This is a genomic window from Rhodanobacter caeni, from assembly GCF_039523575.1.
Lineage (GTDB): Bacteria > Pseudomonadota > Gammaproteobacteria > Xanthomonadales > Rhodanobacteraceae > Rhodanobacter > Rhodanobacter caeni.
Genome location: NZ_BAAAFO010000002.1, coordinates 448,446 through 470,377, shown reverse-complemented (window position 1 = coordinate 470,377; position 21,932 = coordinate 448,446). Strand labels below are relative to the sequence as shown.

Here is a 21,932-nt window from a genome sequence, read left to right as displayed (position 1 = left end):
TGCGAAAACGTGACGGCGCGGCACTTGTCCGCTGCCCGCCCGCACGAACGCCACGGCTATACTGGCCCGCAAAGGGGGGCATTCATGCGCAAGCTTCTGTCGGTCATCCTCACGGGCGCCTTGCTGGCCGGCACGGCCGCGCACGCCCAGAAAACCAACGGCTACCGCTACAAGTGGATCGACACGCAGGGGCTGGCGCATTACAGCGACAGCCTGACCGCCGAGGCGATGAAGTCGGGCTACGAGGTGGTCAACGATCGCGGCATGGTGGTGCAGCGGGTACCGCGCCAGCTGACCGCCGCCGAGCGCGCGGTGGCCAACAAGCTGGCGGCCGAGGCGGCGGCGAAGGAGCGCGCGCGCCAGAACGTCGCCCGCGCCGAGGCGCAGATGATGAGCGCCTACCCGGACGAGGCCGCCTACAAGATGTCGCTGCAGCAGACGGTCGATGCCATGGACCAGCAGATCCGCACCACGCGGATCAACCTGCAAAGCCAGGAAAAGGCGCTCACCGGCCTGCTCGACCGCGCCGCCGAACTCGAGCAGGCCAAGCAGCCGGTACCCAAGTTCATGGCGGACAACATTTCCACCCAGCGCAACGTGGTGGCAGCGCAGCGCAACGCGCTGGCGCGGCAACAGGCCGAACGCGACAGGACGGTGGCCGCGCAGGCCAGGCAACTGGCCCGTTATCGCGAACTCAAGGCGGCCGAGGACGCGCCGCCGGAACCGTAGCGATCCGGCGGCTGCCGCGCCGTCAGAACGGCAGCCGCAACGCCGGGTCGACCGCCAGCATCTGCTCGCGGAACACGTTCTGGATGCGCTGCAGCGCCGCGGGATTGTCGGCGTCGAAACGCAGCACGAGCACCGGCGTGGTGTTGGACGCGCGCACCAGGCCCCAGCCGTCGGGCCAGTCCGCGCGCACGCCGTCGATGGTGATCAGCGTGGCGCCTTCGAATACCGCCTTGCTGCGGAAATTCATCATGAAGCGGTAGTTGCGGCCCTCGGCCATCTCCACCTTCAACTCGGGGGTCGACACGCCCTTGGGCAAGGTGGCGAAGATCTCGTCCGGCGAACGCCCCTGCGCGTCCCCGGCAATGATCTCCAGCAACCGCGCGGCGGCGTAGATGCCGTCGTCGAAGCCGAACCAGCGCTCCTTGAAGAAGAAATGGCCGCTCATCTCGCCGGCCAGCTCCGCGTCCGTCTCGCGGATCTTGGCCTTGATCAGCGAATGCCCGGTGCGCCACATCAGCGGGCTGCCGCCGGCATCCAGGATCTGGCCTTTCAGGTGGCCGGTGCATTTGACGTCGTAGATGATCGTGGCGCCGGGCTGGCGCGACAGCACATCGCGGGCAAACAGCATCAGCAGGCGATCGGGGTAGATGATCTCGCCGCTGCGGGTGACCACGCCAAGCCGGTCGCCGTCGCCATCGAACGCCACGCCCAGGTCCGCGCCGGATTTCTGCACGGAGACGATCAGGTCCTGCAGGTTGGCCGGGTCCGAGGGATCGGGGTGGTGGTTGGGGAAATTGCCATCCACCTCGCAATACAGCGGGATGATTTCGCAGCCGATCCCCTCCAGCACCTGCGGCGCCAGCGCGCCGGGGATGCCGTTGCCGCAATCGACCACCACCTTGAGGCTGCGTTCGGCCAGCACGTCGGAGGTGACCCGGTCGATGTAGTCGGGCACCACGTCCACATGCCGGTAGGCGCCCTGGCCATCGCTTGCCAGCGCGCCGCTGGCGATGCGCTGGTAAAGGTCCTGGATGGCATCCTCGGCCAGCGTCTCGCCGCCGACCATGATCTTGAAGCCGTTGTAGTCGGGCGGGTTGTGGCTGCCGGTCACGGCCACGCCGCAGCCGGTCTCGAAATGGAACGTGGCGAAATAGACCACGGGCGTGGGCACTGCGCCGATGTCGATCACGTCGATGCCGGCCGCGCGAAAGCCGTCGGCCAGCGCGCCGGCCAGCTCGGGCCCGGACAAGCGGCCGTCGCGGCCGATCACGATCTCGCGCAGTTCGCGCTCCCGCATCAGGCTGCCGATCGCCTGGCCCAACAGGTGCGCCACGTCGCGATTGAGGGTCTTGCCGACGATGCCGCGGATGTCGTACGCGCGGAAAATGGAAGGGTCCACGGCGGCCCTGGCCTCGTCGCGGGACAGCGCCGGCGGGGCCGCCGCCGATGCCCGCGCGGGTTCGCGCACGATCCTGGGAATTTCGGTGGGCACGACTTGCTCCTCGGGTTCTGATGATGTTTCGGCCGCCGGGCGCGCGCGTCGCCACAACAGCAACGCCCCCGCGCCCAGACCGACCAGGGCCAGCAAGGCGGCCAGCACCACTGAATGCGGCAGCACGATGAACGCGCGCGGCAGGGCAGCGCCGACGCTGAAAGCGCTTCCGGGCACCGGTTTGCCGTCCGCTTCGGTTTCGGCCGAGGCGGCGCCATGGGACAGCAGCCGCATGTCGCCGCGCTCGTCGCCCTGGCGCAGATCCAGGCGGCCGCCGGCCGGGTCGATCGCGTCCAGCCGCTGGCGCAACGGGGCAAACGGCAATTCGACCCAGGCCCAGGCCTGCGGCCGGTCCGCGGCACCCAGCGGAACGACCAGGCTGAGCCGCCGATCGTTGCCGCCATGCGACACGCTTTGCGCCGGCGGCGTGCCGTCGGCCGTTTGCGCCGACATCAACTGCGCTGCCTTGGCGTAGCCGAATTCGCGGTAATTGGCGTGCAGCACTTCGTTGAGCGTGCCGCTGTAGAGCTCCACCGCCAGCGCATGGGGCAGGCGCTGGCGCAGCGTGGCCACGGCCAGTGCCGGGTCCTGCATGGCCACGGCCGGGTCCAGCGTGGCCAGTGCACGGGTCACCGCACCGCGTTGCGCGGCGATCTCCTGCGCCAGCGCCTTCACCGCCTGGTCCCGTGCGACATGCACGCGCGCCGCCGCCTGCCCCTCGTCGGCGATCAGCCAGGCCTGCCAGGCGCAGAACAAGCCCAGCAACAGCAGCAGCGTACCGGCCGCCAGGGGCAGCAGTCCGCGTCGTTCGAATGACATCCCCGTTGCCATTTTCATTGCCAATCCCCGCCCCCGCAGGTTGTCGCGGCGTGGCCCGCCACGCAGGCCGCCACTCAGTTGATGCCGGTGGAACCGAAACCGCCGTCGCCGCGCTGGCTGGGCGCGAACGCGGACACGATGTTCATCCGCGCCTGTGCCACCGGCAGCAGCAGCAGCTGGGCGATGCGGTCGCCCACCTCGATGGTGTACGGCGCCGCGCCGCGGTTCCAGCATGAAATCATCAACGGCCCCTGGTAGTCGGCGTCGATCACACCTACCAGATTGCCCATCACCAGTCCGTGTTTGTGGCCCAGCCCGGAGCGCGGCACGATCACCGCGCACCAGCCCGGGTCGCCGATGTGGATGGCGATGCCACTGGGCACCAGCGCGCTTTCGCCCGGCCGCAGGGTCAGCGGTTGCTCCAGCGCGGCGCGCAGATCCATCCCCGCGCTGCCGGCGGTGGCCGCTTCGGGCAGGGCGATACTGTCGCCGAGGCGTGGATCGAGGATCTTCAGTTCGATGTCGACGACGGGGCGGCTCATCCGCGCGCCGCCCGGTAGCGCTCGGCCACGCAGGCCAGCAGCTGATGGGCCAGCTCGGCCTTGCCCGCGCGCGGCAGTTCCAGCATGCCGCCCTCCCAATAGAGGTTGATGGCGTTGTCGGCCGTCTCGAAGCCCAGCCCCTCGCCGACCTGGTTGGCGGCGATCATGTCCAGGCCCTTGCGCTGCAATTTGCCCTGCGCGTAGTGCGCCACGTCATGCGTTTCGGCGGCAAAGCCGACCAGGAACGGATGGGAGGGCTGCGCCGAGAGGCTGGCCAGGATGTCGGGGTTTTCCCGCAGCTGCAGCGACAGGTCGGCGCCGGCCTGCTTCTTCAGCTTGCGCGGCGAGACTTCGCTGGGGCGGTAATCGCCCACCGCCGCGGCGGCAATGTAGATGTGCGCCTGCGCCGCATGGGCCAGCACCGCGTCGTGCATCTGCGCGGCGCTGCGCACGTCGATGCGCTGTGTCACGCCCGGCGGCGTGCACAGGCTGACCGGGCCGGCCACCAGGGTGACATGCGCGCCCTGCTGTGCGGCCGCCTGCGCCACCGCGAAACCCATCCGGCCGGAGCTGCGGTTGCCGATGAAGCGCACCGGATCGATGTCCTCGAAGGTGGGGCCGGCACTCACCAGGATGTTCAGGCCCGCCAGCGCACCGCCACCGAAGGACGCGGCCAGCGCGTCGCGCAGCTCCAGCGGCTCCAGCATGCGGCCCGATCCCACGTCGCCGCAGGCCTGTTCGCCGGCGGCCGGGCCCAGCACCTGCGCGCCGCGCTGGCGCAAGGTGGCGAGGTTGGCCTGCACCGCCGCATGCGCCCACATCTGCTGGTTCATCGCCGGCGCCAGGTACAGCGGCGCGGCGCTGGCCAGGCACAACGTGGACAGCAGATCGTCGGCCAGCCCGTGCGCCAACCGCGCCAGCAGGTCGGCGCTGGCCGGTGCGATCAGGATGCGTTCGGCCCAGCGCGCCAGCTCGATATGGCCCATCGCCGCCTCCGCCTGCGCGTCCCAGCCGCTGACCCGCACGCTCTGGCCGGACAGCGCCTGGAACGTGGTGGGGGTGACGAAATGGGTAGCCGCCTCGGTCATCACCACGCGCACGTCGGCGTCGAGATCGCGCAGCCGGCGTACCAGCTCGCAGGACTTGTAGGCGGCGATACCGCCGGACACTCCCAGCAGGATGCGGCGTTGGGCAAGAGACATGTAAGGCGGGCCTGACAGACGGGCAGACGCCTAGCTTACCGGAATCGTTCAGGCTGTCTGCTATCCCGCCGATCCCTGGCGGGACACGCTACGGCGATGAGTATCCGCGACTGGCCCGAAGGTGAACGCCCCCGCGAAAAGCTGCTGTCACGCGGCAGCGGCGCGCTGTCCGACGCGGAGTTGCTGGCGGTGCTGCTGGGCAGCGGCAGTCGCGGCAAGGATGCGCTGGCGCTGGGCCGCGAACTGATCGCCGGCGCGGGCAGCCTGGGCGCGTTGCTGGGGCGGCCCGATCATCCGATCCAGGTCGGTGGGCTGGGGCCGGCCAAGCGTGCGCGCATTGCCGCCGCGCTGGAGCTGGCCCGCCGCAGCCTGGCCGAGCAGTTGCGCGAATCGCCCAGCCTCGGCAACCCGCGCGACAGCGGCGACTTCCTGCGCGCCCGCCTGCGCCACCTGCCGTACGAAGTGTTCGGCTGCCTTTACCTGGACAACCGCCACCGCGTGCTGGCGTTCGAGGAACTGTTCCGCGGCACCGTCGATGGCGCCAGCGTGCACCCGCGCGAAGTGGTGCGCGCCTGCCTGCAGCACAACGCGTGCGCGGTGATCTTTGCCCACAACCACCCCTCCGGCGTGGCCGAGCCCAGCGCCGCCGATCGCGCGATCACCCACGAACTGCGCGACGCGCTGCGCCTGGTCGGCGTACGCGTGCTCGACCATCTGGTGATCGGCAGTGGCGAGCCGGTGTCGATGGCGGCGCGCGGGCTGATCTGACGGGTCACGATGCCCACGGGCCGGCGACAACCTGCCCGCAACGATCGCATCCCCTCGCCCTCCAAGGCCGCCCGGCCGCCTTCCCTTTGCGCATTCCGGGCGCATCCGGGCGTGGCAAGTCGTCGAAACTTATGCACAAATCGACCGGACGGCAACTTGGCGGTCATCCCGCCATCTTCACCCTAAGTTCTCGCCGCATCCTTTTGACCTGAAACGATTTATCCCGCAAACCCGCTTATGCGCCGCCGCACCAACGCGGCAGATGGCCACCGGGCGGCGCTTTCCCCACAGACTTATCCACAGGCGTGTCCACTGCATTGCAGCAAAACCACGCGCTTGCCGCGCCACCGCGGTAATGGCGGCGCGCCGGCTCCGCCCGGACCGTGGCGGTCTGCTAGGATTGTCGGTTCCATCACGCTATTGAAAGCCCGTGAAAGAACAGCTGCGCGAACTGATTTTGCAGGCGATCCAGGCCCTGCAGGGCGATGCCACCCTTCCCGCCGACCTGGCCTTGCCGGGCTTCGTGATCGAGCGCGCGCGCAGCCGCGACCATGGCGATTTCGCCTGCAACGTGGCGATGCTGCTGGCCAAACCCGCGCGCGCCAAACCGCGCGACCTGGCCGAAAAGCTGGTCGCGGCGCTGCCGGCGAACGACCTGGTGGCCAGGGTGGAGATCGCCGGGCCCGGCTTCATCAACTTCTTCCTGGCCGCCAGCGCGTATCACGCCGAGCTGCGGCGCATCCTGTCCGAAGGCGACGCCTACGGCCGCCATGCCGGCAGCGGCAAGACCGTGGGCGTGGAGTTCGTCTCGGCCAACCCGACCGGCCCGCTGCACGTGGGCCACGGTCGCGCCGCGGCGATCGGTGATTGCCTCAGCCGCCTGCTGGAAGCCACCGGCTGGAACGTCAAGCGCGAGTTCTACTACAACGATGCCGGCGTGCAGATCGCCAACCTGGCCGTCTCGGTGCAGGCGCGCGCCCGCGGCATCACGCCGGAGGACAGCAACTGGCCGGAGAACGGCTACCGCGGCGACTACATCGCCGAGGTGGCGCGCGCGTTCCTCGATCGCGACGCCGTGGTCGCCGATGGCGAGACCGTCACCGCCAGCGGCGACGTGGACGACCTGGACGCCATCCGCCGCTTCGCCGTGGCCAGCCTGCGCCGCGAGCAGGACCTCGACCTGCAGGCGTTCGGCGTGGCGTTCGACACCTACTTCCTGGAGTCCTCGCTCTACAGCGACGGCAAGGTCGAGGAAACCGTGCGCGAGCTGGTGGCGCACGGCCACACCTACGAGGAAGGCGGCGCGCTGTGGCTGCGCACCACCGATTTCGGTGACGACAAGGACCGCGTGATGCGCAAGTCCGACGGCACCTACACGTATTTCCTGCCCGACGTGGCCTACCACCTCAGCAAGTGGCAGCGCGGCTACGAGCGCGCCATCACCGAGCTGGGCTCGGACCACCACGGCTCGCTGGCGCGGGTGAAGGCCGGCCTGCAGGCGCTGGACGTGGGCATCCCGAAGAACTGGCCCGAATACGTGCTGCACCAGATGGTGACGGTGATGAAGGGCGGCGAGGAGGTGAAGATCTCCAAGCGCGCGGGAAGCTACGTAACCCTGCGCGACCTGATCGACGAAGTGGGCCGCGACGCCACGCGCTACTTCCTGATCTCGCGCAAGAGCGACTCGCAACTGGTGTTCGACATCGACCTGGCACGCTCGCAGTCGAACGACAACCCGGTCTACTACATCCAGTACGCCCACGCCCGCGTCTGCAGCGTGCTGCGGCAGGCGCCGGAGAAGGGCTTCAGTTTCGACCTCGCCGACGGCCTCGCCCAGCTGGCGCGGCTGGACAACGAACACGAACAGATCCTGCTGACCGAGCTGTCGAAGTTCCCCGAAATCGTCGAGACCGCCGCGCTCAACCTGGAGCCGCACCTGGTCGCCGGCTGGCTGCGCGAACTGGCCAACGCGTTCCACACCTATTACAACTCGCACCAGTTCCTGGTCGACGACGGCGCGCTGCGCAACGCGCGCCTGGCGCTGGTGGTGGCCACGCAACAAGTCTTGAAAAATGGCCTGGGCCTGTTGGGCCTCGGCGCCCCGGAGAAGATGTAATGGCAACACGCAAGGGCAAGGGCCGGCAGGCCGTGCGCAACAAGAAGGGCGGTTTCCCGGCCTGGGGCTACGCCATCGTCGGCGTGCTGGTCGGCGCCGTGCTGATGGTGATGATGCTGCGCGGCAGCCTGCTCACCAGCCTGCACAAGCCCGAGGGCCCGCAGGCCAATCCGCAGGCCACCGCCAAGCACGCCAGCGAACCGGGCGTGCTGGAAACGGGCAGCAACGACGAGGCGCCCAGGAAGCCGCAATACGATTTCTATTCGGTGCTGTCCGAGCGCGAAGTGCGCATCCCCGATGCCGAAATCAGCGCACAGGCCCGCGCCGAGCAGTTGCAGAAGCAACAGGCGGCAACGCAGGCCCAGCAACAGGCGGCGGCCGGCACCACCCCGGTGGCGACGGCGCCGGCCAACAACCCGAACGCGCCGGCCGCGGTCAGCGAAGATGTCGTCGCCGCGCCGCGCAGCACGCCGACGGCCACTTCAGGCAGCGGTTACCTGCTGCAGGTGGGCGCGTTCCCGAACGCCGCCGACGCGGAGACCCTGAAAGCCAAGCTGGCGATGCAGGGTTTCATGGCCAACGTGCAGACCGTCAACGTCAACGGCCAGACCTACCACCGAGTACGCCTGGGCCCGTTCCCCTCCGCCACCGATCTGGAATCCACCAAGCAGCGGCTGGCCGGCGCGGGCATCAACGCGATCGCGCTGAAGGAAGGCCGCTAGTTCCTCTCATTGCCCAGGCTTCGGCACATGACCACCAAGACTGCATGGATCACCGGCGCCACCTCCGGGTTTGGCGCTGCCGCCGTTGAACGCTTCGTGGCCGGTGGCTGGCGGGTGATCGCCAGCGGCCGACGAGCCGAGCGGCTGCAACCGCTGGTGGAGCGCCACGGTGCCGATCGGGTGCATGTCGCCGCGTTCGACATGCGCGACGAGGCCGCCCTGCGCGCAGCGCATGCAGCGCTGCCGCCGGCCTTTGCGGGCATCGACCTGCTGGTCAACAACGCCGGCCTGGCGCTGGGCACCGCGCCGGCGCAGCAGGCGGATCTCTCGCAATGGAAGCAGATGATCGACACCAACGTCACCGCGCTGGTCACGATCACCCACCTGCTGCTGCCGCAGCTGATCGAGCGCCGCGGCGCCATCGTCAACATCAGTTCGATCTCGGGCAGCTACGCCTACCGCGGCGGCAACGTGTACGGCGCCAGCAAGGCCTTCGTCACCCAGTTCTCGCAGAACCTGCGCGTGGACCTGCTCGGCACCGGCGTGCGGGTGTCCTCGATCGAGCCGGGCATGGCCGAGACCGAATTCACCCTGGTACGCACCGGCGGCGACCAGGCCGCCTCCGACCAGCTCTATGCCGGTGTACATCCGATCACCGCGACCGACATCGCCGACACGATCTGGTGGATCGCCAACCTGCCTGCGCACCTCAACATCAACCGCGTCGAGGTGATGCCGGTGAACCAGTCGGCCGCGGGTCTGCAGGTGCATCGCGACAGCTGATCGGCACCTGTGGGAGCGGCTTCAGCCGCGACGCTTTTGCGCTCGTTCGCATCAGAGCAAGAGCATCGCGGCTGAAGCCGCTCCTACAAGTTATCCGTGTCCCGCGGCCTCACTGCATGAACCACCCGTGGCTCACCACCACCGACTGCCCGGTCAAGGCCGCGCTCGGGAAGGTGGCCAGGAACAGCGCCGTCTGCGCGATGTCCTCCACCGTGGTGAACACGCCATCGACGGTGTCCTTGAGCATCACGTCGCTGACCACCTGATCCTCGCTGATGCCCAGTTCCTTCGCCTGCTCGGGAATCTGTTTTTCCACCAGCGGGGTGCGCACGAACCCCGGGCAGATCACGTGCGAGCGCACATTGTGCGGCGCGCCCTCCTTCGCCAGCGTGCGCGCCAGCCCCAGCAGGCCGTGCTTGGCCGCCACGTACGGCGCCTTCAGCCGCGAGGCCTCGTGCGAATGCACCGAGCCCATGTAGATCACGATGCCGCCATGGCTGCGGCCCTGGTCGTCCTTGCGGTACATGTGGCGCAGCGCGGCCCGGGTGGTGAGGAAACCACCGTCCAGATGGATGGCCAGCACCTTCTTCCAGTCGGCGTAGTCGAACTGGTCGATCGGGTTGATGATCTGCACGCCGGCGTTGGAAACAAGGACGTCCAGACGGCCAAACGCGGCCACCACGTGATCGGTGCCGGCATCGACCGAGGCCTCGTCGGTCACGTCCATCGCGATACCCATGGCGGTGCCGCCAGCGGCGTTGATCTGCGCGGCCACGGCGTCGGCCGCCTCCTGGCGGATGTCCGCGATCGCCACCTTCGCGCCGCGCTGCGCGTACACCTCCGCGATCGCCTTGCCGATACCGCTGGCCGCGCCGGTGATCAGGGCGACCTTGCCATTGAGACTTGTCATGCGTTGCTCCTGCGTTGCGTGAATCGTGGCTTTTTGTAGGAGCGCACCCTGTGCGCGATGCTTTTGGCAGGCGGAGCATCGCGCACACGGTGCGCTCCTACAATCGTCAGTGCTTGTCCTCGGCCAGATAGGTATAGGCGGTGAGGCCGCCATCGAGCTGGCGGTAAAGCTGTTCGGCCTCGGCGCCGGTCACGCCGGCGGCGGCGATGCGCTCGCGATAACTGCCGCGCAAGGCCTCGAGGTCGTAGCCCACGTAGTCGAGCATCAGGTCGGTGGTGTCGCCGCGGCGCGGGTGGCCGAACACGAAGCCGTCGCCTTCCACCCTCACGTTCACCGCGTCGGTGTCGCCGAACAGGTTGTGGATGTCGCCCAGGGTCTCCTGGTAGGCGCCGACCATGAAGATCCCCAGCCGGTAGCTTTCGTCGTCTTTCAGCGCATGCAGCGCCAGGCTCACGTCGACGCCGTCGGCATCGACGTAGTGGTCGATGCGGCCATCGGAGTCGCAGGTGAGGTCGACGATGACGCCGCGGCGCGTCGGCTCTTCGTCCAGTCGCGCGATCGGCGCGATGGGGAAGATCTGGCCGATCGCCCACACGTCCGGGATCGATTCGAACACGGAGAAATTGGCGAAGTACTTGTCCACCAGTTTCTCGTCCAGCTCGTCCAGCGCCCCACGGTGCGAGCGTTCGGCAGGCAGCAGGCGCGTGCGCACGGCATTGGCCACCGCGTAGTACATCTCGTCCAGCCGCGCGCGGTCGGCCAGCGCCAGCTGGCCCAGCGCGTACAGCGTCTGGCCTTCGGCCAGGTGGTGCTGGGCTTCGTGGAACAGCTCCAGCGGGGGGCGCCGATCGAGTTCGGCCCAGATCTCGCGCAGGTGACGCAGCACCATCGGCTCATCTGCCGCCGGGGGGGGAATCGTGCCGGCGGGCACCTGCTCGACCTCGGTCACGTTGACCACCATCACCGCATGATGCGCGGTCATGGCGCGGCCCGATTCGGTGAGGATGTGCGGCGCCGGCAGGCCCTGGGCGGCGGCCGCCTCGGAGAGCGACTGCACGATGGTGGAGGCGTACTGCTCGATGGAGTAGTTGATCGAGTTGTAGCTGCGCGAGCGCGAGCCGTCGTAATCCACGCCAAGGCCGCCGCCCACGTCCACGATCTCCAGCGGCACGCCCATGCGGCTCAGTTCCACGAAGTAGCGTGTGGCCTCGCGCATGCCGTTGGCGATATCGCGCACGTTGGAGATCTGCGAGCCCATGTGGAAGTGCTGCAGCTTCAGCGTGTGCTTGAGGCCGGCCGCATCCAGCCGCTGCACCAGGGTCAGCACCTGGCTGGGCGACAGTCCGAACTTGCCCTTGTCGCCGCCGGTGTTCTGCCACTTGCCCGCGCCGATGGAAGCCAGGCGCACGCGCACGCCCAGCAGCGGCTCCACGCCCAGCGCCTTGGCCTCGCTGAACACATGGTCCAGCTCGGACAGTTTCTCGATCACGATGTGCACCCGCAGGCCCAGCCGACGGCCGATCAGCGCCAGGCGGATGTACTCGCGGTCCTTGTAACCGTTGCAGATCACGATGGAACCGGGCCGCGCCATGCCCAGCACCGCCATCAGCTCGGGCTTGGAACCCGCTTCCAGGCCGAAGCCGTGCGTGCCGGCGGCCACCAGCTCGCCGGCCACGCCGCGCTGCTGGTTGACCTTGATCGGGTAGATGGCGGTGTAGCCGCCGGCGTAGTCGTATTCGGCAATCGCCTGGGCGAACGCGGCCTGCATGTGCGCCAGCCGGTCGGCCAGGATGTCGGGAAAGCGCAGCAGCAGCGGCAGCCGCAGGCCGTCGGCGCGGGCGCGCTCCACGATCGCCGGCAGCGACAGCGCCGGGCCGCCGGGGCCGCGCGGTTGCATCACCATCTCGCCGGCGGCGCTCACGTCCACGTAGCCATCGCCCCAGTGCGGCACGGCGTAGATGTGGCGGGCGTCGTCGGTAGTCCACTGTTTCGCCATCGATGTCATCTCCTGTGCAGCCAGCGCGACGGTTGCCGTCGCGGGCCACGTTTCCACGGATGATCGTCGCAGCGGCGGACCTTGACGGGGTGCTCGGTGAAACCACCAGGCCCGGGCGACCGGAAGCCTCGCACGCCGCGGGGCCGATCGGGCTTGTCGGCAACCGGTGCACAGCGCCGGTGGATGCCAGACGGGCATTGTAATGGCCGCCCGTGACGATGGGGACACGATGCCGGCACCCCGCACGGTAGCGGGCGTTGCCGCTACAATGGGCGGCCGCTCCCTCACGGTTTTCCAGGACACCCGCCATGTCGCAGCAGCTCAGCTGGTTCACCGAAGCCCACCAGGCTTCCGGCTCCTCCATCGGCTTTCGCACCGAGCAACTGCTGCACGCGGAGAAGACCCCGTTCCAGAACATCGAGATCTACCAGACCACCGACTGGGGCAACCTGATGGTGATCGACGGCTGCGTGATGCTGACCACGCGCGACAACTTCTTCTATCACGAGATGATGACCCACCCGGCGCTGTTCACCCATGCGCGGGCCAAGCGCGTGGTGATCATCGGCGGCGGCGATTGCGGCACGCTGCGCGAGGTGCTCAAGCACGAGGAAGTCGAGCACGCGGTGCAGGTGGAGATCGACGAGCGCGTGACGCGGCTGGCCGAGCAGTATTTCCCGGAGCTGTGCGAGGCCAACAACGACCCGCGCGCCGAACTGCTGTTCATCGACGGCATCAAGTACATGGCCGAATGCGAGCCCGAATCGCTGGACCTGGTCATCGTCGATTCCACCGATCCGGTCGGCCCGGCCGAGGGGCTGTTCAATGCCGCCTTCTACGCCAGCTGCTTCAAGGCGCTGCGCCACGGCGGCCTACTGGTGCAGCAGAGCGAATCGCCGCTGGCGCACCTTGACCTGATCAAGTCGATGCGTTCGGCCATGCGCACCTCGGGCTTCAGTGCGGTGAAGACCTTGCCGTTCCCGCAGCCGTGCTACCCCACCGGCTGGTGGAGCTGCACCATGGCGCGCAAGGGCGGCGATCTGTCCGGTTTCCGCGAGCGCGGCGCCGCCGGCAAGAACTTCCCCACCCGCTACTACAACGCCGAGGTGCACAAGGGCGCACTGGCGCAGCCGGAGTTCATGCGGGAAGAACTGGGGGAGTAGGCGGATTCCCCGCGGCGTGTCCTGTTCCCGCCTTATCGATAGACGGAAAAGCCCGAAGACACCGTGACCTCCTCTCCCCCTTGGGGAGAGGACACAGGAGAGGGGCCGGTGCTTGCGGGGAAGCGGGTTGGCGCGGCTTTTCGGCGTCGTGGACGGCGTCGTTGGGGCTTTCCCGCGGCCTGCTCTGTTTTCGCTGGGGCTTCCCCGCGGCGTGTCCCCCTCTCCCCTGCCCTCTCCCCTGCCCTCTCCCCAAGGGGAGAGGGTATTACGGCCTGATCTGGCGTTGAGGTTCGGCAGTTGCGGCTTTGCATGAACCGCGCCGCTAGTGCGCTCAGAACATCTTCGATCGCACTTTTGGCAGCAGCACCAGCACCAGTGTCGCCAGCGGTCCGAGCACCAGGGACAGCAAAAACCAAAGCAAGCCGCTGCGGTTCTTGCCTTGCGCCAGGGCGGCGTTGATCAGCGCCAGCGTGCCCCAGCCTGCGAACCAGGGCGCACCGTCGGCCCATGTGGAAAAGTGATTCACGCCGGTCTCCTTCAGGTTGACGCCGCGCCTCGCGCGGAACAGGCGGCCACGTTCGTAGCCTCCAAGCCTCGCGCATGCCCGCCCGCCGTGCAAACCGCGCGATCAGCCCCGCTTAAGATTCGACCGTTAAGCTGGGCACTTTGCTTGCCGGGAGAGCGCGATGCGCGGATGGCGCCATGCATGGATGATTTGCGCGTTGGTCACGATGACGGGCCCGGCCTGGGCCGCTCGCCAGCACGGGCCGGCCACCGGCCACAAGGCCGACGTGGCCCGCGACAAGGCCCTGGTCGGTTTCCAGCGCGACCTGGTCAGCGTACTGGCGCCGCGCGCCGATGCCTTGCCGCTGCTGGGCGCCGCGCTGCTGGCGCGGCCGCTGCCCAACCAGCCGGACCACAGCAGTTTCCACACGTTGATCGACCGGGCGGCGAAAGCGCAGGATGCGGGCCCGGCGATCGACTGGGTGCGGCTGGCCGACTGCGACGCCAGGGCCGATGCCTGCCCCAACGGCGACGCGCTGGCCGCCCTGCAGGCCAAGGCCCCCGACAACGCCGCGGTGTGGCTGCTCAAGCTGGGCGACGACCAGCGCCAGTTGCATGGCGACGCGGTGCGCCAGGACCTGGCCCGTGCCGCCGGCGCAAAGCTGTATGACGACTACGCCGGCATCAGCCTGAAGGCCCTGGCAAGCACCGTCACCATCCTGCCGCCACCGGCCGCCACACTGGACCCGAAGAGCACCGGTGGCGCCGCCGGCCTGCAGGTGATGATGGTGTTCGGCAGCGCCCGCGCCCAGCCGCAACCGAACCTGCCGGCCACGGCGAAGCTGTGCGACGACGCGGCCGACGATGCCACACTGAAAAGCGATTGCCTGAAGCTCGGCAAACTCCTGGAATGGGGCTCCAGTCCGCTGGCCCGCTCGCTGGGCCTGCACCTGCGCGAAACCCTGGCCGACGACCCCGCCCAGCAGGATGACGCCCGCCAGGCGCGCCGCAACCTGACATGGCAGGTGCAGAACTTCGCCGCACTCTCCGCGCGCGCGCAAACCGACCCCGCCGTGGCCCAGCACCTGCTCGCGCTGGCGCGCAACGGCGGCAACGAAATGAGCCTGATGCTGGCCGCCCTGCGCAACGCCGGCATCGCCACGGAAGCGCCGGCCGACTGGAAGCCCGGGAGCTGAGGGCGCTCCGCTTTCCCGCGAGCACCCACCCCTCTCCTCGATCCTCTCCCCAACGGGGAGAGGAAGTCGCAATACGACATAGGCGTACTGTTCGACAACGATCCGCGCAACCGCAAAAAGCCGCACCGCCCAACCTCAGCGCCCAAAAGCACCGCAATCCCCTCTTCCCTGCGGGGAGAGGGGGACACGCCGCGGGAAAGCTCCGGGCACACGCCGCACCCGTTCCCCTTTAGCCCTTCCGCGGGTTAGGCTTGATCCACCTTCCGGGGCAGGGGTCAACCGATGCTTACGACGCTGGTGGCATGCAGCAAGGGTGGTTGCGGCAAAAGCACGCTGGTGACGCAACTGGCGTCGCACTGGGCACAGGCGGGGCAGCGCACCGCCATCGTCGACGCAGACAAACAGCATTCCAGTTTCCATTGGGCCGAGTTGCGGCCCGACAACGTGCCCGGCGTGCTGGCGCTGGAGGGCGGCCGTCGCGGCCTGCAACGCGTGCCGGAGGGCACCCAGCAACTGCTGATCGACACGCCCGCCGGCGTCGGCGAACGCGAGCTGGAACCGTATCTGGAGCTGGCCAACGTGCTGCTGGTGCCGGTGCTGCCCTCGTCGTTCGACCTCGACGCCACCTTGCGTTTCCTGTCCGAATTGCAGGCCATCGGCCGCATCAAGCGCGGCAAGCTGCCGGTGGCGCTGGTCGCCAACCGGCTCAAGCCGTGGACCCACGCCAGCCAGGACGCGCTGACGCGGCTGGCCGAAGCGTCGCCATTCCCCATTGCCGCGCAACTGCGCGACAGCCAGGCCTACGTGCTGCTGACCGCGCTGGGCAAGGGCATTTTCGATTACCAATCCGAGCACGTGCGCAATCACCAGCAGGACTGGAAAGCGCTGCTGCGGTGGATCAAGCGTCAATCATGACGCTCGATCGACACGCCCCCCCCCACGGAGCCACCCATGCACGAACTGATCCTGCTGCGGCATGCCGAAGCCGTCCCCATAGAAGCCAGCGGCGACGACCGCCAGCGCCCGCTCAGCGCGCATGGCGAACAGGAGGCGCAGGCGGCCGGCTTGTGGCTGGCCAGCCACGGCATCCGTCCCCAGCGCGTGTTGTGTTCGCCGGCGCGGCGCACCGTCGAAACCGCGCGATTGGCGCTGACCGCGCTGGACTCGCTGCCGGTGCCGCAACTGGCCGAGGAGATCTATGACGCCTCGCCGGGCGAGCTGCTGGCCCTGCTCGACCAGCACGGCGACGCCGGCTCGGTGATGCTGGTGGGCCACAATCCCGGCGTCGAACGGCTGGTGGCCTTGCTGGTGGAAGGTCGCTCCGACGACTTCCGCGGCATGCCGCCGGGCGCGCTGGCGGTGCTGCACCTGGGTGACACGCTGGAGCCGGGGAACGCCAGGCTGGATGTGTTCTGGTCGCCGTGACGGGAGCAGGAGTGAGTGGAGAGGAGTGAGGAGTGAGAGACGGCACCAGCCTCCGACTCCCGCTTTCTCTCACTCCTCTCCACTCACTCCTCCAAACCGTGACTGCCGCGCTCACGACACTGCCCGTATCATGCGCGGATGTCGTCACGCCTCGTTTCCCTGCCCCTCCTGCTTGCCATCCTGCTGCTGCAGGGCTGCGCCGTGTCGCGGGCGAAAATCCACCAGGCCGACCTGGCGATAGCCGACACCGTCGACCGCCAGCTCACCTGCCAGCGCGCCGATCACTGCGCCAAGCCCTCGCCACTGCTGCAAGCGGCGAACTCGGCGCTGGCCGAATCCACGCCGGCGCAGCCGGTGAACGTGGTCACCCTGCTCGACGACAGCGAGCCGGCGCTGGCTGCCCGGGTGAACCTGGTGCGCGCCGCGCGCAAGTCGATCGACGTGCAGACCTTCATCTGGGCCCAGGACGACGCCGGCCAGCTGATGCTGAACGAACTGGTGCAGGCAGCGCGGCGCGGCGTGACCGTGCGCATCCTGGCCGACCAGCTGTTCTCCTTCAACGACCTCGACCTGCTCGACCGGCTGGCGCGCGCCAGCGTCAACCTGCATGTGCGCCTGTACAACCCCACTTTCCACAAGGCGCGCACGCCGCCGCTGGAGTTCGCGGCCGGCGTGATCTGCTGTTTCATGAAGTTCAACCAGCGCATGCACAACAAGCTGATCGTGGTGGACGACAGCATCGGCATCACCGGCGGGCGCAACTACGAGGATCGCTATTTCAACTGGGATGACGACTTCAACTATGTCGACCGCGACGTGATGGTGGGCGGGCCGGCGGCGCGCGAGATGGCCGACAGTTTCGACCTGTTCTGGAACCACCGCCGCGCGGTGCCGCTGACCCACCTGCGCGACCTCAACAAGCGCATCCTGTCCGACACCGAGGCGCCCACCTGGCGCGAACCGGACTACCGCCGTCCCCTGCGCGTGGCGCAGGTGCAACAGGCCGCGGAAGACCCGCCGTGGCTGCACGCATGGCTGGTGGCGCCGGGCATGGAGGTCGGCAACGTGGATTACTTCAGCGACATGCCGACCAAGACCCGCGCGCCCGACCGCGCGCGCTCGCAAATGTTCACCCGCCACATCATGCGCATGGTGGCGGGCGCGCGGCGCGAAGTGCTGCTGCAGACGCCCTACCTGGTGATGAGCGACCAGGCGCAGAAGATCTTCCGCCGCCTGCACCAGCGTGCCGAACCGCCGCGCATCGTGGTGTCCACCAATTCGCTGGCATCCACCGACGCGTTCGCCGTGTATGCCATGTCGTACAAGCACCGCAAGCGCTACCTCACCAAGTTCGGCTTCGAGATCCACGAGATGAAGCCGCACGCGGTGGCCGCGGCGGTCGACAACCAGCTGGCCAACCTGGGCATGGATTCGGCGACACCGGCGCCGGAAACCGCCACGCCGGCCAGCGCCAAAAAAGCGCGCTTCCACCTGCTGGGCAGCCACGGCAGCAACAGCCGGCCGGCGCCGCTGATCAGCGAAGGCCGCCGTTTCGGCCTGCACGCCAAGTCGATCGTGGTGGACGACACCTTCGCCATGGTCGGCTCGCACAACTTCGACCCGCGCTCGGACCACTACAACACCGAGGCCGGCGTCATCGTCTACGACCACCGGTTCGCCGACCAGCTGCGCAGCTCCATCCTGCGCGACACGCAACCGGAAAACGCCTGGGTGATTGCACCGCGGCGCCCCGTGGTGCCGGTGCTGACCGACATCAACCAGGCCATCGGCACGGTCTCCGAGCACCTGCCGCTGTTCGACCTGTGGCCGTTCCGCTACGCCACCAGCTACGACCTGAAACCCGGCTGCCAGCCGATGCTGGCCAGCGATCCCGGCTTTTTCCAGTGCTACCGGGCGGTAGGCGATTTCCCGGACGTGGCGCTGTCGCCGAAGCTGATCATCACGCGGCTGTTCACCGCGTTCGGCGCGGGGGCCAAGGGGGTGCTTTGAGCGGGATTCGGGATTCGGGATTCGGAGAGCATCACCCGCCACAGGACCCCGAATATCCCCATTGATTCGTCATTCCAGCGATAGCTGGAATCCAGTGACTCCTGGCCTTAAAGAGCTAGAGGCACTGGATTCCGGCTTTCGCCGGAATGACGGCGTTCCTGGAAGCCGTCCTACGGTGCGCGGGCTAGGCTGTCCTGGTGCGAGGAGAAGCGCATCGGCAGCTCGCCGCTGACGCCGTCGGGCTGATCGGCGGGCACAGCGAAGCGCCAGCCGCGCACGCTGCGCAGGGCGTGATCGTCCAGCACCGGGTCGCCACTGGATTCGACCACGCTGGCGCGATCGACCTGACCGCGGCCATCGGTATCGACGTGCACCACCACGCGGCCGTCCAGATGGCCGCGCAGCTTGTACCACGGCATGGTGGTGTCGTACGGCATCGCCACCGGTTGCAGCGGGGCGGGCGGTAACGGCATGGCCGCCGGCGCGGGTTCGGGCGGCGCCACGCGCGCAACCGTCGCCGCTGCGGTGTACACCGGCCGGCGCGCGTGCGCTGGGGCCTGCGTGATACGCGATGCGTGGTGGGTTGGCGTGCGCACGGCCACGGCCGGGCCGCTCCAGCCGGCCGTCAGCGTGCTGAGCCAAGCCGTGCCGGCGATGCCGCCAAGCAGCAGCAGCAAGCTGAAACCCGTGGTGGTGCGAAGGCGTGGCATGCCGATCCGGGCCGCGGCCTACGGCCGCTCGAGAATCGCGGTGACGCCCATGCCGCCGGCCGTGCAGATCGAGATCAGCCCGCGGCCGCTGCCCTTCTGTTCCAGCAGCTTGGCCAGCGTGGCGATGATGCGCGCGCCGGTCGCGGCGAAGGGATGACCCACCGCCAGGCTGGAACCGTGCACGTTGAGTTTTGCCGGATCGATCGAACCCAGCGGCGCATCCAGGCCCAGCCGGTTCCTGCAGTACTCGGCCGACTCCCACGCGCGCAAGGTGCACAGCACCTGGGCCGCGAACGCCTCGTGGATTTCGTAGTAATCGAAATCCTGCAGGCTGAGGCCGTTGCGCGCCAGCAGGCGCGGCACGGCGACGGTGGGCGCCATCAGCAGGCCCTCGCCATGCACGAAATCCACGGCTGCCACTTCCGCATCGCGCAGGTAGGCCTGGATGGTCAGGCCGCGCCGGGCGGCCCAGTCGTCGCTGGCCAGCAGCACGGCGGCCGAGCCGTCGGACAGGCCGGTGGAGTTGCCCGCCGTGAGCGTGCCCTTGCCGGAGCGCTTGTCGAACGCCGGCTTCAGCGCCGCCAGTTTTTCCAGCGTGGAATCGGGACGCAGGAAACCATCGCGCTTCAGCCCGCGGAACGGCACCACCAGGTCGTCGAAGAAGCCGCTCTCGTACGCCGCCGCCAGCTTGCGATGGCTTTCCAGCGCCAGCTGATCCTGCGCCTCGCGGCTGATGTGCCACTCCTTCGCCATCAGTTCGCAGTGGTCGCCCATCGACTTGTTGGTGCGCGGCTCGGCCACGCCGGGAAACGCGGGCTTCAGCTCGCGCAACGAAAAACCGTGCAGCGCCACCTTCAGCTTGTCGAGCGGCGTCCTGGCGCGGTTCATCGCCAGCAGGCGCTTGCGCAGGCGCCGGCCGTAGACGATCGGCACGTCGCTGGTGGTGTCGGAGCCGGCCGCGATGCCCGCCTCGATCTGCCCCACCGCGATCTTGTTGGCCACGATGATGGCGTTGTCCAGCGAGGTGCCGCAGGCGCGCGCGGTGGTGATGCCCGGCGTGGTCGGCGCCAGCCCGGACGACAGCAGCGCCTCGCGCGCCAGGTTCCAGTCGGCCGCGTGCTTGATCACCGCACCCAGCGCCACCTCGCCCAGCTCCACTCCATGCAGTCCGTAGCGTTCCACCAGCGCGCCGAGCACTTTCACCGAGAGCCCGAAATTGCCGACATCGGCATAGGCGGTGTTGTTGCGGCAGAACGGAACGCGTACTCCGCCAACCACCCCGACGCGCTTCTGCGTGTTCTCCATGCTCACGACGATCCGAAAATATCAAGTCCCGCAAGGCTAACCCGCGGTGCTGCCCGGCGAAACCCCATCACGGCGCGGGATGGCCGGTTCATTCAGGCGGGGCGGGCTTCCCCGCAAGCCCCGCCCCCCTCTCCTCAATCCTCTCCCCGCAGGGGAGAGGAGGTATTACGGTGGACTCGGGCTTTTCCGTTTATCGAAGAGGCACGAACAATCCGCACGCCAAACCGTAAAGCGGGAAGGGGCCGTAAGACCCTCTCCCCTGCGGGGAGAGGGCAGGGGTGAGGGGGACACGCCGCGGGGAAATCCCAACGAAGCCGAACAGGCCGCGAGAAAATCGCATCGGAGCGATAAATGCCACCCCTCCCCGCTAGAATCGGACTTCCCGCCCGGAATTCCCCACGTGGAAGCGCAAACGCTGCTCGCCCTGCCCGCCGTACTGGCGCTCGAACTCGCTGCCGGCCAGGCGCCGCCGCGGCTCACGCTGACGCGCGACGAGGCGGATGAGCTGGCCGGCCACGTGGCCACCGATCTGCGCGGGCTGATTCCCCAGGTGGACGCGGCGCGGCTGGCGCTGGCCGGTGCGCTGTTCGATCCGGTGGAATTGCTGCGGCCGGATTTCCCGGTGTGGACCACGCTGGACGACCTGGCGCGGCGCGTGCCGCGCAGCCGGCTGGAGAACGTGGTGGCGTTCGGCAGCAACGATGGCCAGATGCCGGCGCCAGCCCTGCAGCCCTCGCCGCATTACGCCGACGGCCCGATGCGCCTGCTGCCGCTGACCCTGCTGGCGCCGGCGGAGCAGGCCGAAGCGCTTTCCGAGCAGTGGGAACTGCAGCTGATCGGCCGCGGCGAGGCCGGCGCGCACACCGCCGACTGGCTGATGCGCACGCTGGGCATTCCGCTGGAACACGTGCGCTACCTCACCCGCCACGACCTGATGGCGCTGACCTGCGTGCAGTACGAGCACGTCAACCTGGCGCCGCTGTGGGCGCTGCTGGAAGTGGCGCTGCTGACGCCCGATCGCGACGAATCGACGATGAGCGCCCGCGGCCTCAACTGGCATTACGCGCAGGGCAAGGCCACCGTGCAGTCGCCCGCGCAATGGCTGGCCACGCAGCATGGCGAAGCGTCGCAACGCGCGCACGATTTCGCCGGCATCGTGTTCGAGTTGCGCCAGTACGCCGCCCTGCTCGACGCCCACCAGCTGCCGCTGGCCATGGCTGGCGACGGCAGCGAAGCGGGCCGCGGCTATTTGCTGGAAACGCTGGCCGCCGTCGATGCCGACGGCAGCACGCCCACGCTGTATGCGCATGAGGCACCGGGCCTGGGCGTGGTGGCGATCACGCTGAGCCAGCGCGATGGCGCGGGCTCGGTGCGGGTGCTGGCGCACGGCTACCCGCTGCATCCGCAGGCGCGCGATGCGCTGTTGAATCGACTGTCCGAACGTTACGGCGCGGCCATCGAGCTGCAGGCGCGTGGTCATGTCGTGCTGGATGAGAGCAGGCGGTTGTCGGCACCCGCCCCGTAGCGGACTTCGCCTGTG

General features: G+C 68.6%; 19 protein-coding genes. 11 read left to right on the top strand and 8 right to left on the bottom strand.

Features of this window, described 5'->3' with window-relative positions; all coding sequences use genetic code 11:
- Window positions 1–84: 84 nt before the first annotated feature.
- Window positions 85–729, top strand: coding sequence for a DUF4124 domain-containing protein (locus ABD017_RS06595; protein WP_343881406.1), 645 nt, complete (start codon window positions 85–87; stop codon window positions 727–729).
- A gap of 22 nt (window positions 730–751) precedes the next feature.
- Here the strand turns inward: ABD017_RS06595 and ABD017_RS06590 are convergent, their stop codons facing one another.
- From ABD017_RS06590 to coaBC, 3 genes are all read right to left on the bottom strand, one after another.
- Window positions 752–3,040, bottom strand: a complete 2,289-nt coding sequence (locus tag ABD017_RS06590) for a phosphomannomutase/phosphoglucomutase (RefSeq protein WP_343881404.1) — start codon at window positions 3,038–3,040, stop codon at window positions 752–754.
- Between the two features lie 74 nt (window positions 3,041–3,114).
- Window positions 3,115–3,582, bottom strand: a complete 468-nt coding sequence (gene dut / locus ABD017_RS06585) for a dUTP diphosphatase (RefSeq protein WP_343881402.1) — start codon at window positions 3,580–3,582, stop codon at window positions 3,115–3,117.
- Window positions 3,579–4,784, bottom strand: a complete 1,206-nt coding sequence (gene coaBC / locus ABD017_RS06580) for a bifunctional phosphopantothenoylcysteine decarboxylase/phosphopantothenate--cysteine ligase CoaBC (RefSeq protein WP_343881400.1) — start codon at window positions 4,782–4,784, stop codon at window positions 3,579–3,581. Before coaBC ends, dut begins: the two co-directional genes overlap by 4 nt.
- 96 nt (window positions 4,785–4,880) lie before the next feature.
- On the opposite strand from coaBC, the gene radC reads away from it, so the two are divergent.
- From radC to ABD017_RS06560, 4 genes are all read left to right on the top strand, one after another.
- Window positions 4,881–5,552, top strand: a complete 672-nt coding sequence (radC, locus tag ABD017_RS06575) for a RadC family protein (protein WP_343881399.1) — start codon at window positions 4,881–4,883, stop codon at window positions 5,550–5,552.
- 430 nt (window positions 5,553–5,982) lie between these two features.
- On the top strand, window positions 5,983–7,668 hold the full coding sequence (argS, locus tag ABD017_RS06570; RefSeq protein WP_343881397.1) for an arginine--tRNA ligase: 1,686 nt from the start codon (window positions 5,983–5,985) through the stop codon (window positions 7,666–7,668).
- Window positions 7,668–8,390, top strand: a complete 723-nt coding sequence (locus tag ABD017_RS06565) for an SPOR domain-containing protein (RefSeq protein WP_343881395.1) — start codon at window positions 7,668–7,670, stop codon at window positions 8,388–8,390. Before argS ends, ABD017_RS06565 begins: the two co-directional genes overlap by 1 nt.
- A 27-nt stretch (window positions 8,391–8,417) precedes the next feature.
- Window positions 8,418–9,173: an SDR family NAD(P)-dependent oxidoreductase gene (locus ABD017_RS06560; RefSeq protein ID WP_343881393.1), complete on the top strand. Its 756-nt coding sequence runs from the start codon at window positions 8,418–8,420 to the stop codon at window positions 9,171–9,173.
- Between the two features lie 109 nt (window positions 9,174–9,282).
- Here ABD017_RS06560 and ABD017_RS06555 read toward each other — a convergent pair whose 3' ends face one another.
- Both ABD017_RS06555 and speA read right to left on the bottom strand, forming a co-directional pair.
- Complete coding sequence (locus ABD017_RS06555) at window positions 9,283–10,083, bottom strand: 3-hydroxybutyrate dehydrogenase (RefSeq protein WP_343881391.1); 801 nt, start codon at window positions 10,081–10,083, stop codon at window positions 9,283–9,285.
- A gap of 106 nt (window positions 10,084–10,189) precedes the next feature.
- Window positions 10,190–12,079 carry a biosynthetic arginine decarboxylase gene (gene speA, locus ABD017_RS06550; protein ID WP_343881389.1) on the bottom strand — a complete coding sequence of 630 codons (1,890 nt, stop codon included), beginning with the start codon at window positions 12,077–12,079 and terminating at the stop codon, window positions 10,190–10,192.
- A 308-nt stretch (window positions 12,080–12,387) separates the two neighbouring features.
- On the opposite strand from speA, the gene speE reads away from it, so the two are divergent.
- The gene (speE, locus tag ABD017_RS06545; RefSeq protein WP_343881387.1) at window positions 12,388–13,242 is read left to right on the top strand and encodes a polyamine aminopropyltransferase; all 855 of its coding nucleotides are present in this window, start codon (window positions 12,388–12,390) and stop codon (window positions 13,240–13,242) included.
- A gap of 331 nt (window positions 13,243–13,573) precedes the next feature.
- Here speE and ABD017_RS06540 read toward each other — a convergent pair whose 3' ends face one another.
- Window positions 13,574–13,768: an antitermination protein NusB gene (locus ABD017_RS06540; protein WP_343881385.1), complete on the bottom strand. Its 195-nt coding sequence runs from the start codon at window positions 13,766–13,768 to the stop codon at window positions 13,574–13,576.
- Window positions 13,769–13,928: 160 nt separating this feature from the next.
- Between ABD017_RS06540 and ABD017_RS06535 the strand changes: the two genes are divergently transcribed.
- The 4 genes from ABD017_RS06535 (at window position 13,929) to ABD017_RS06520 (ending at window position 18,377) form a co-directional block, all read left to right on the top strand.
- Window positions 13,929–14,942 carry a hypothetical protein gene (locus ABD017_RS06535; protein WP_425543678.1) on the top strand — a complete coding sequence of 338 codons (1,014 nt, stop codon included), beginning with the start codon at window positions 13,929–13,931 and terminating at the stop codon, window positions 14,940–14,942.
- 282 nt (window positions 14,943–15,224) lie between these two features.
- The gene (locus ABD017_RS06530; RefSeq protein WP_343881383.1) at window positions 15,225–15,857 is read left to right on the top strand and encodes a nucleotide-binding protein; all 633 of its coding nucleotides are present in this window, start codon (window positions 15,225–15,227) and stop codon (window positions 15,855–15,857) included.
- 36 nt (window positions 15,858–15,893) lie between these two features.
- Window positions 15,894–16,367, top strand: a complete 474-nt coding sequence (locus ABD017_RS06525) for a SixA phosphatase family protein (protein ID WP_343881381.1) — start codon at window positions 15,894–15,896, stop codon at window positions 16,365–16,367.
- Between the two features lie 138 nt (window positions 16,368–16,505).
- Entirely contained in the window at window positions 16,506–18,377 is a 1,872-nt protein-coding gene (locus ABD017_RS06520; RefSeq protein WP_343881380.1) for a phospholipase D-like domain-containing protein, read from the top strand.
- 170 nt (window positions 18,378–18,547) lie between these two features.
- On the opposite strand, the gene ABD017_RS06515 is transcribed toward ABD017_RS06520, so the two are convergent.
- Window positions 18,548–19,087 (bottom strand): energy transducer TonB family protein, encoded by a 540-nt coding sequence (locus tag ABD017_RS06515; protein ID WP_343881379.1) that lies wholly within the window; start codon window positions 19,085–19,087, stop codon window positions 18,548–18,550.
- An 18-nt stretch (window positions 19,088–19,105) separates the two neighbouring features.
- Window positions 19,106–20,392: an acetyl-CoA C-acetyltransferase gene (locus tag ABD017_RS06510; protein ID WP_343881377.1), complete on the bottom strand. Its 1,287-nt coding sequence runs from the start codon at window positions 20,390–20,392 to the stop codon at window positions 19,106–19,108.
- A gap of 400 nt (window positions 20,393–20,792) precedes the next feature.
- Here ABD017_RS06510 and ABD017_RS06505 point away from each other — a divergent pair, with 400 nt between their 5' ends.
- Window positions 20,793–21,917 (top strand): hypothetical protein, encoded by a 1,125-nt coding sequence (locus ABD017_RS06505; protein WP_343881375.1) that lies wholly within the window; start codon window positions 20,793–20,795, stop codon window positions 21,915–21,917.
- The last annotated feature ends 15 nt before the right edge of the window (window positions 21,918–21,932 follow it).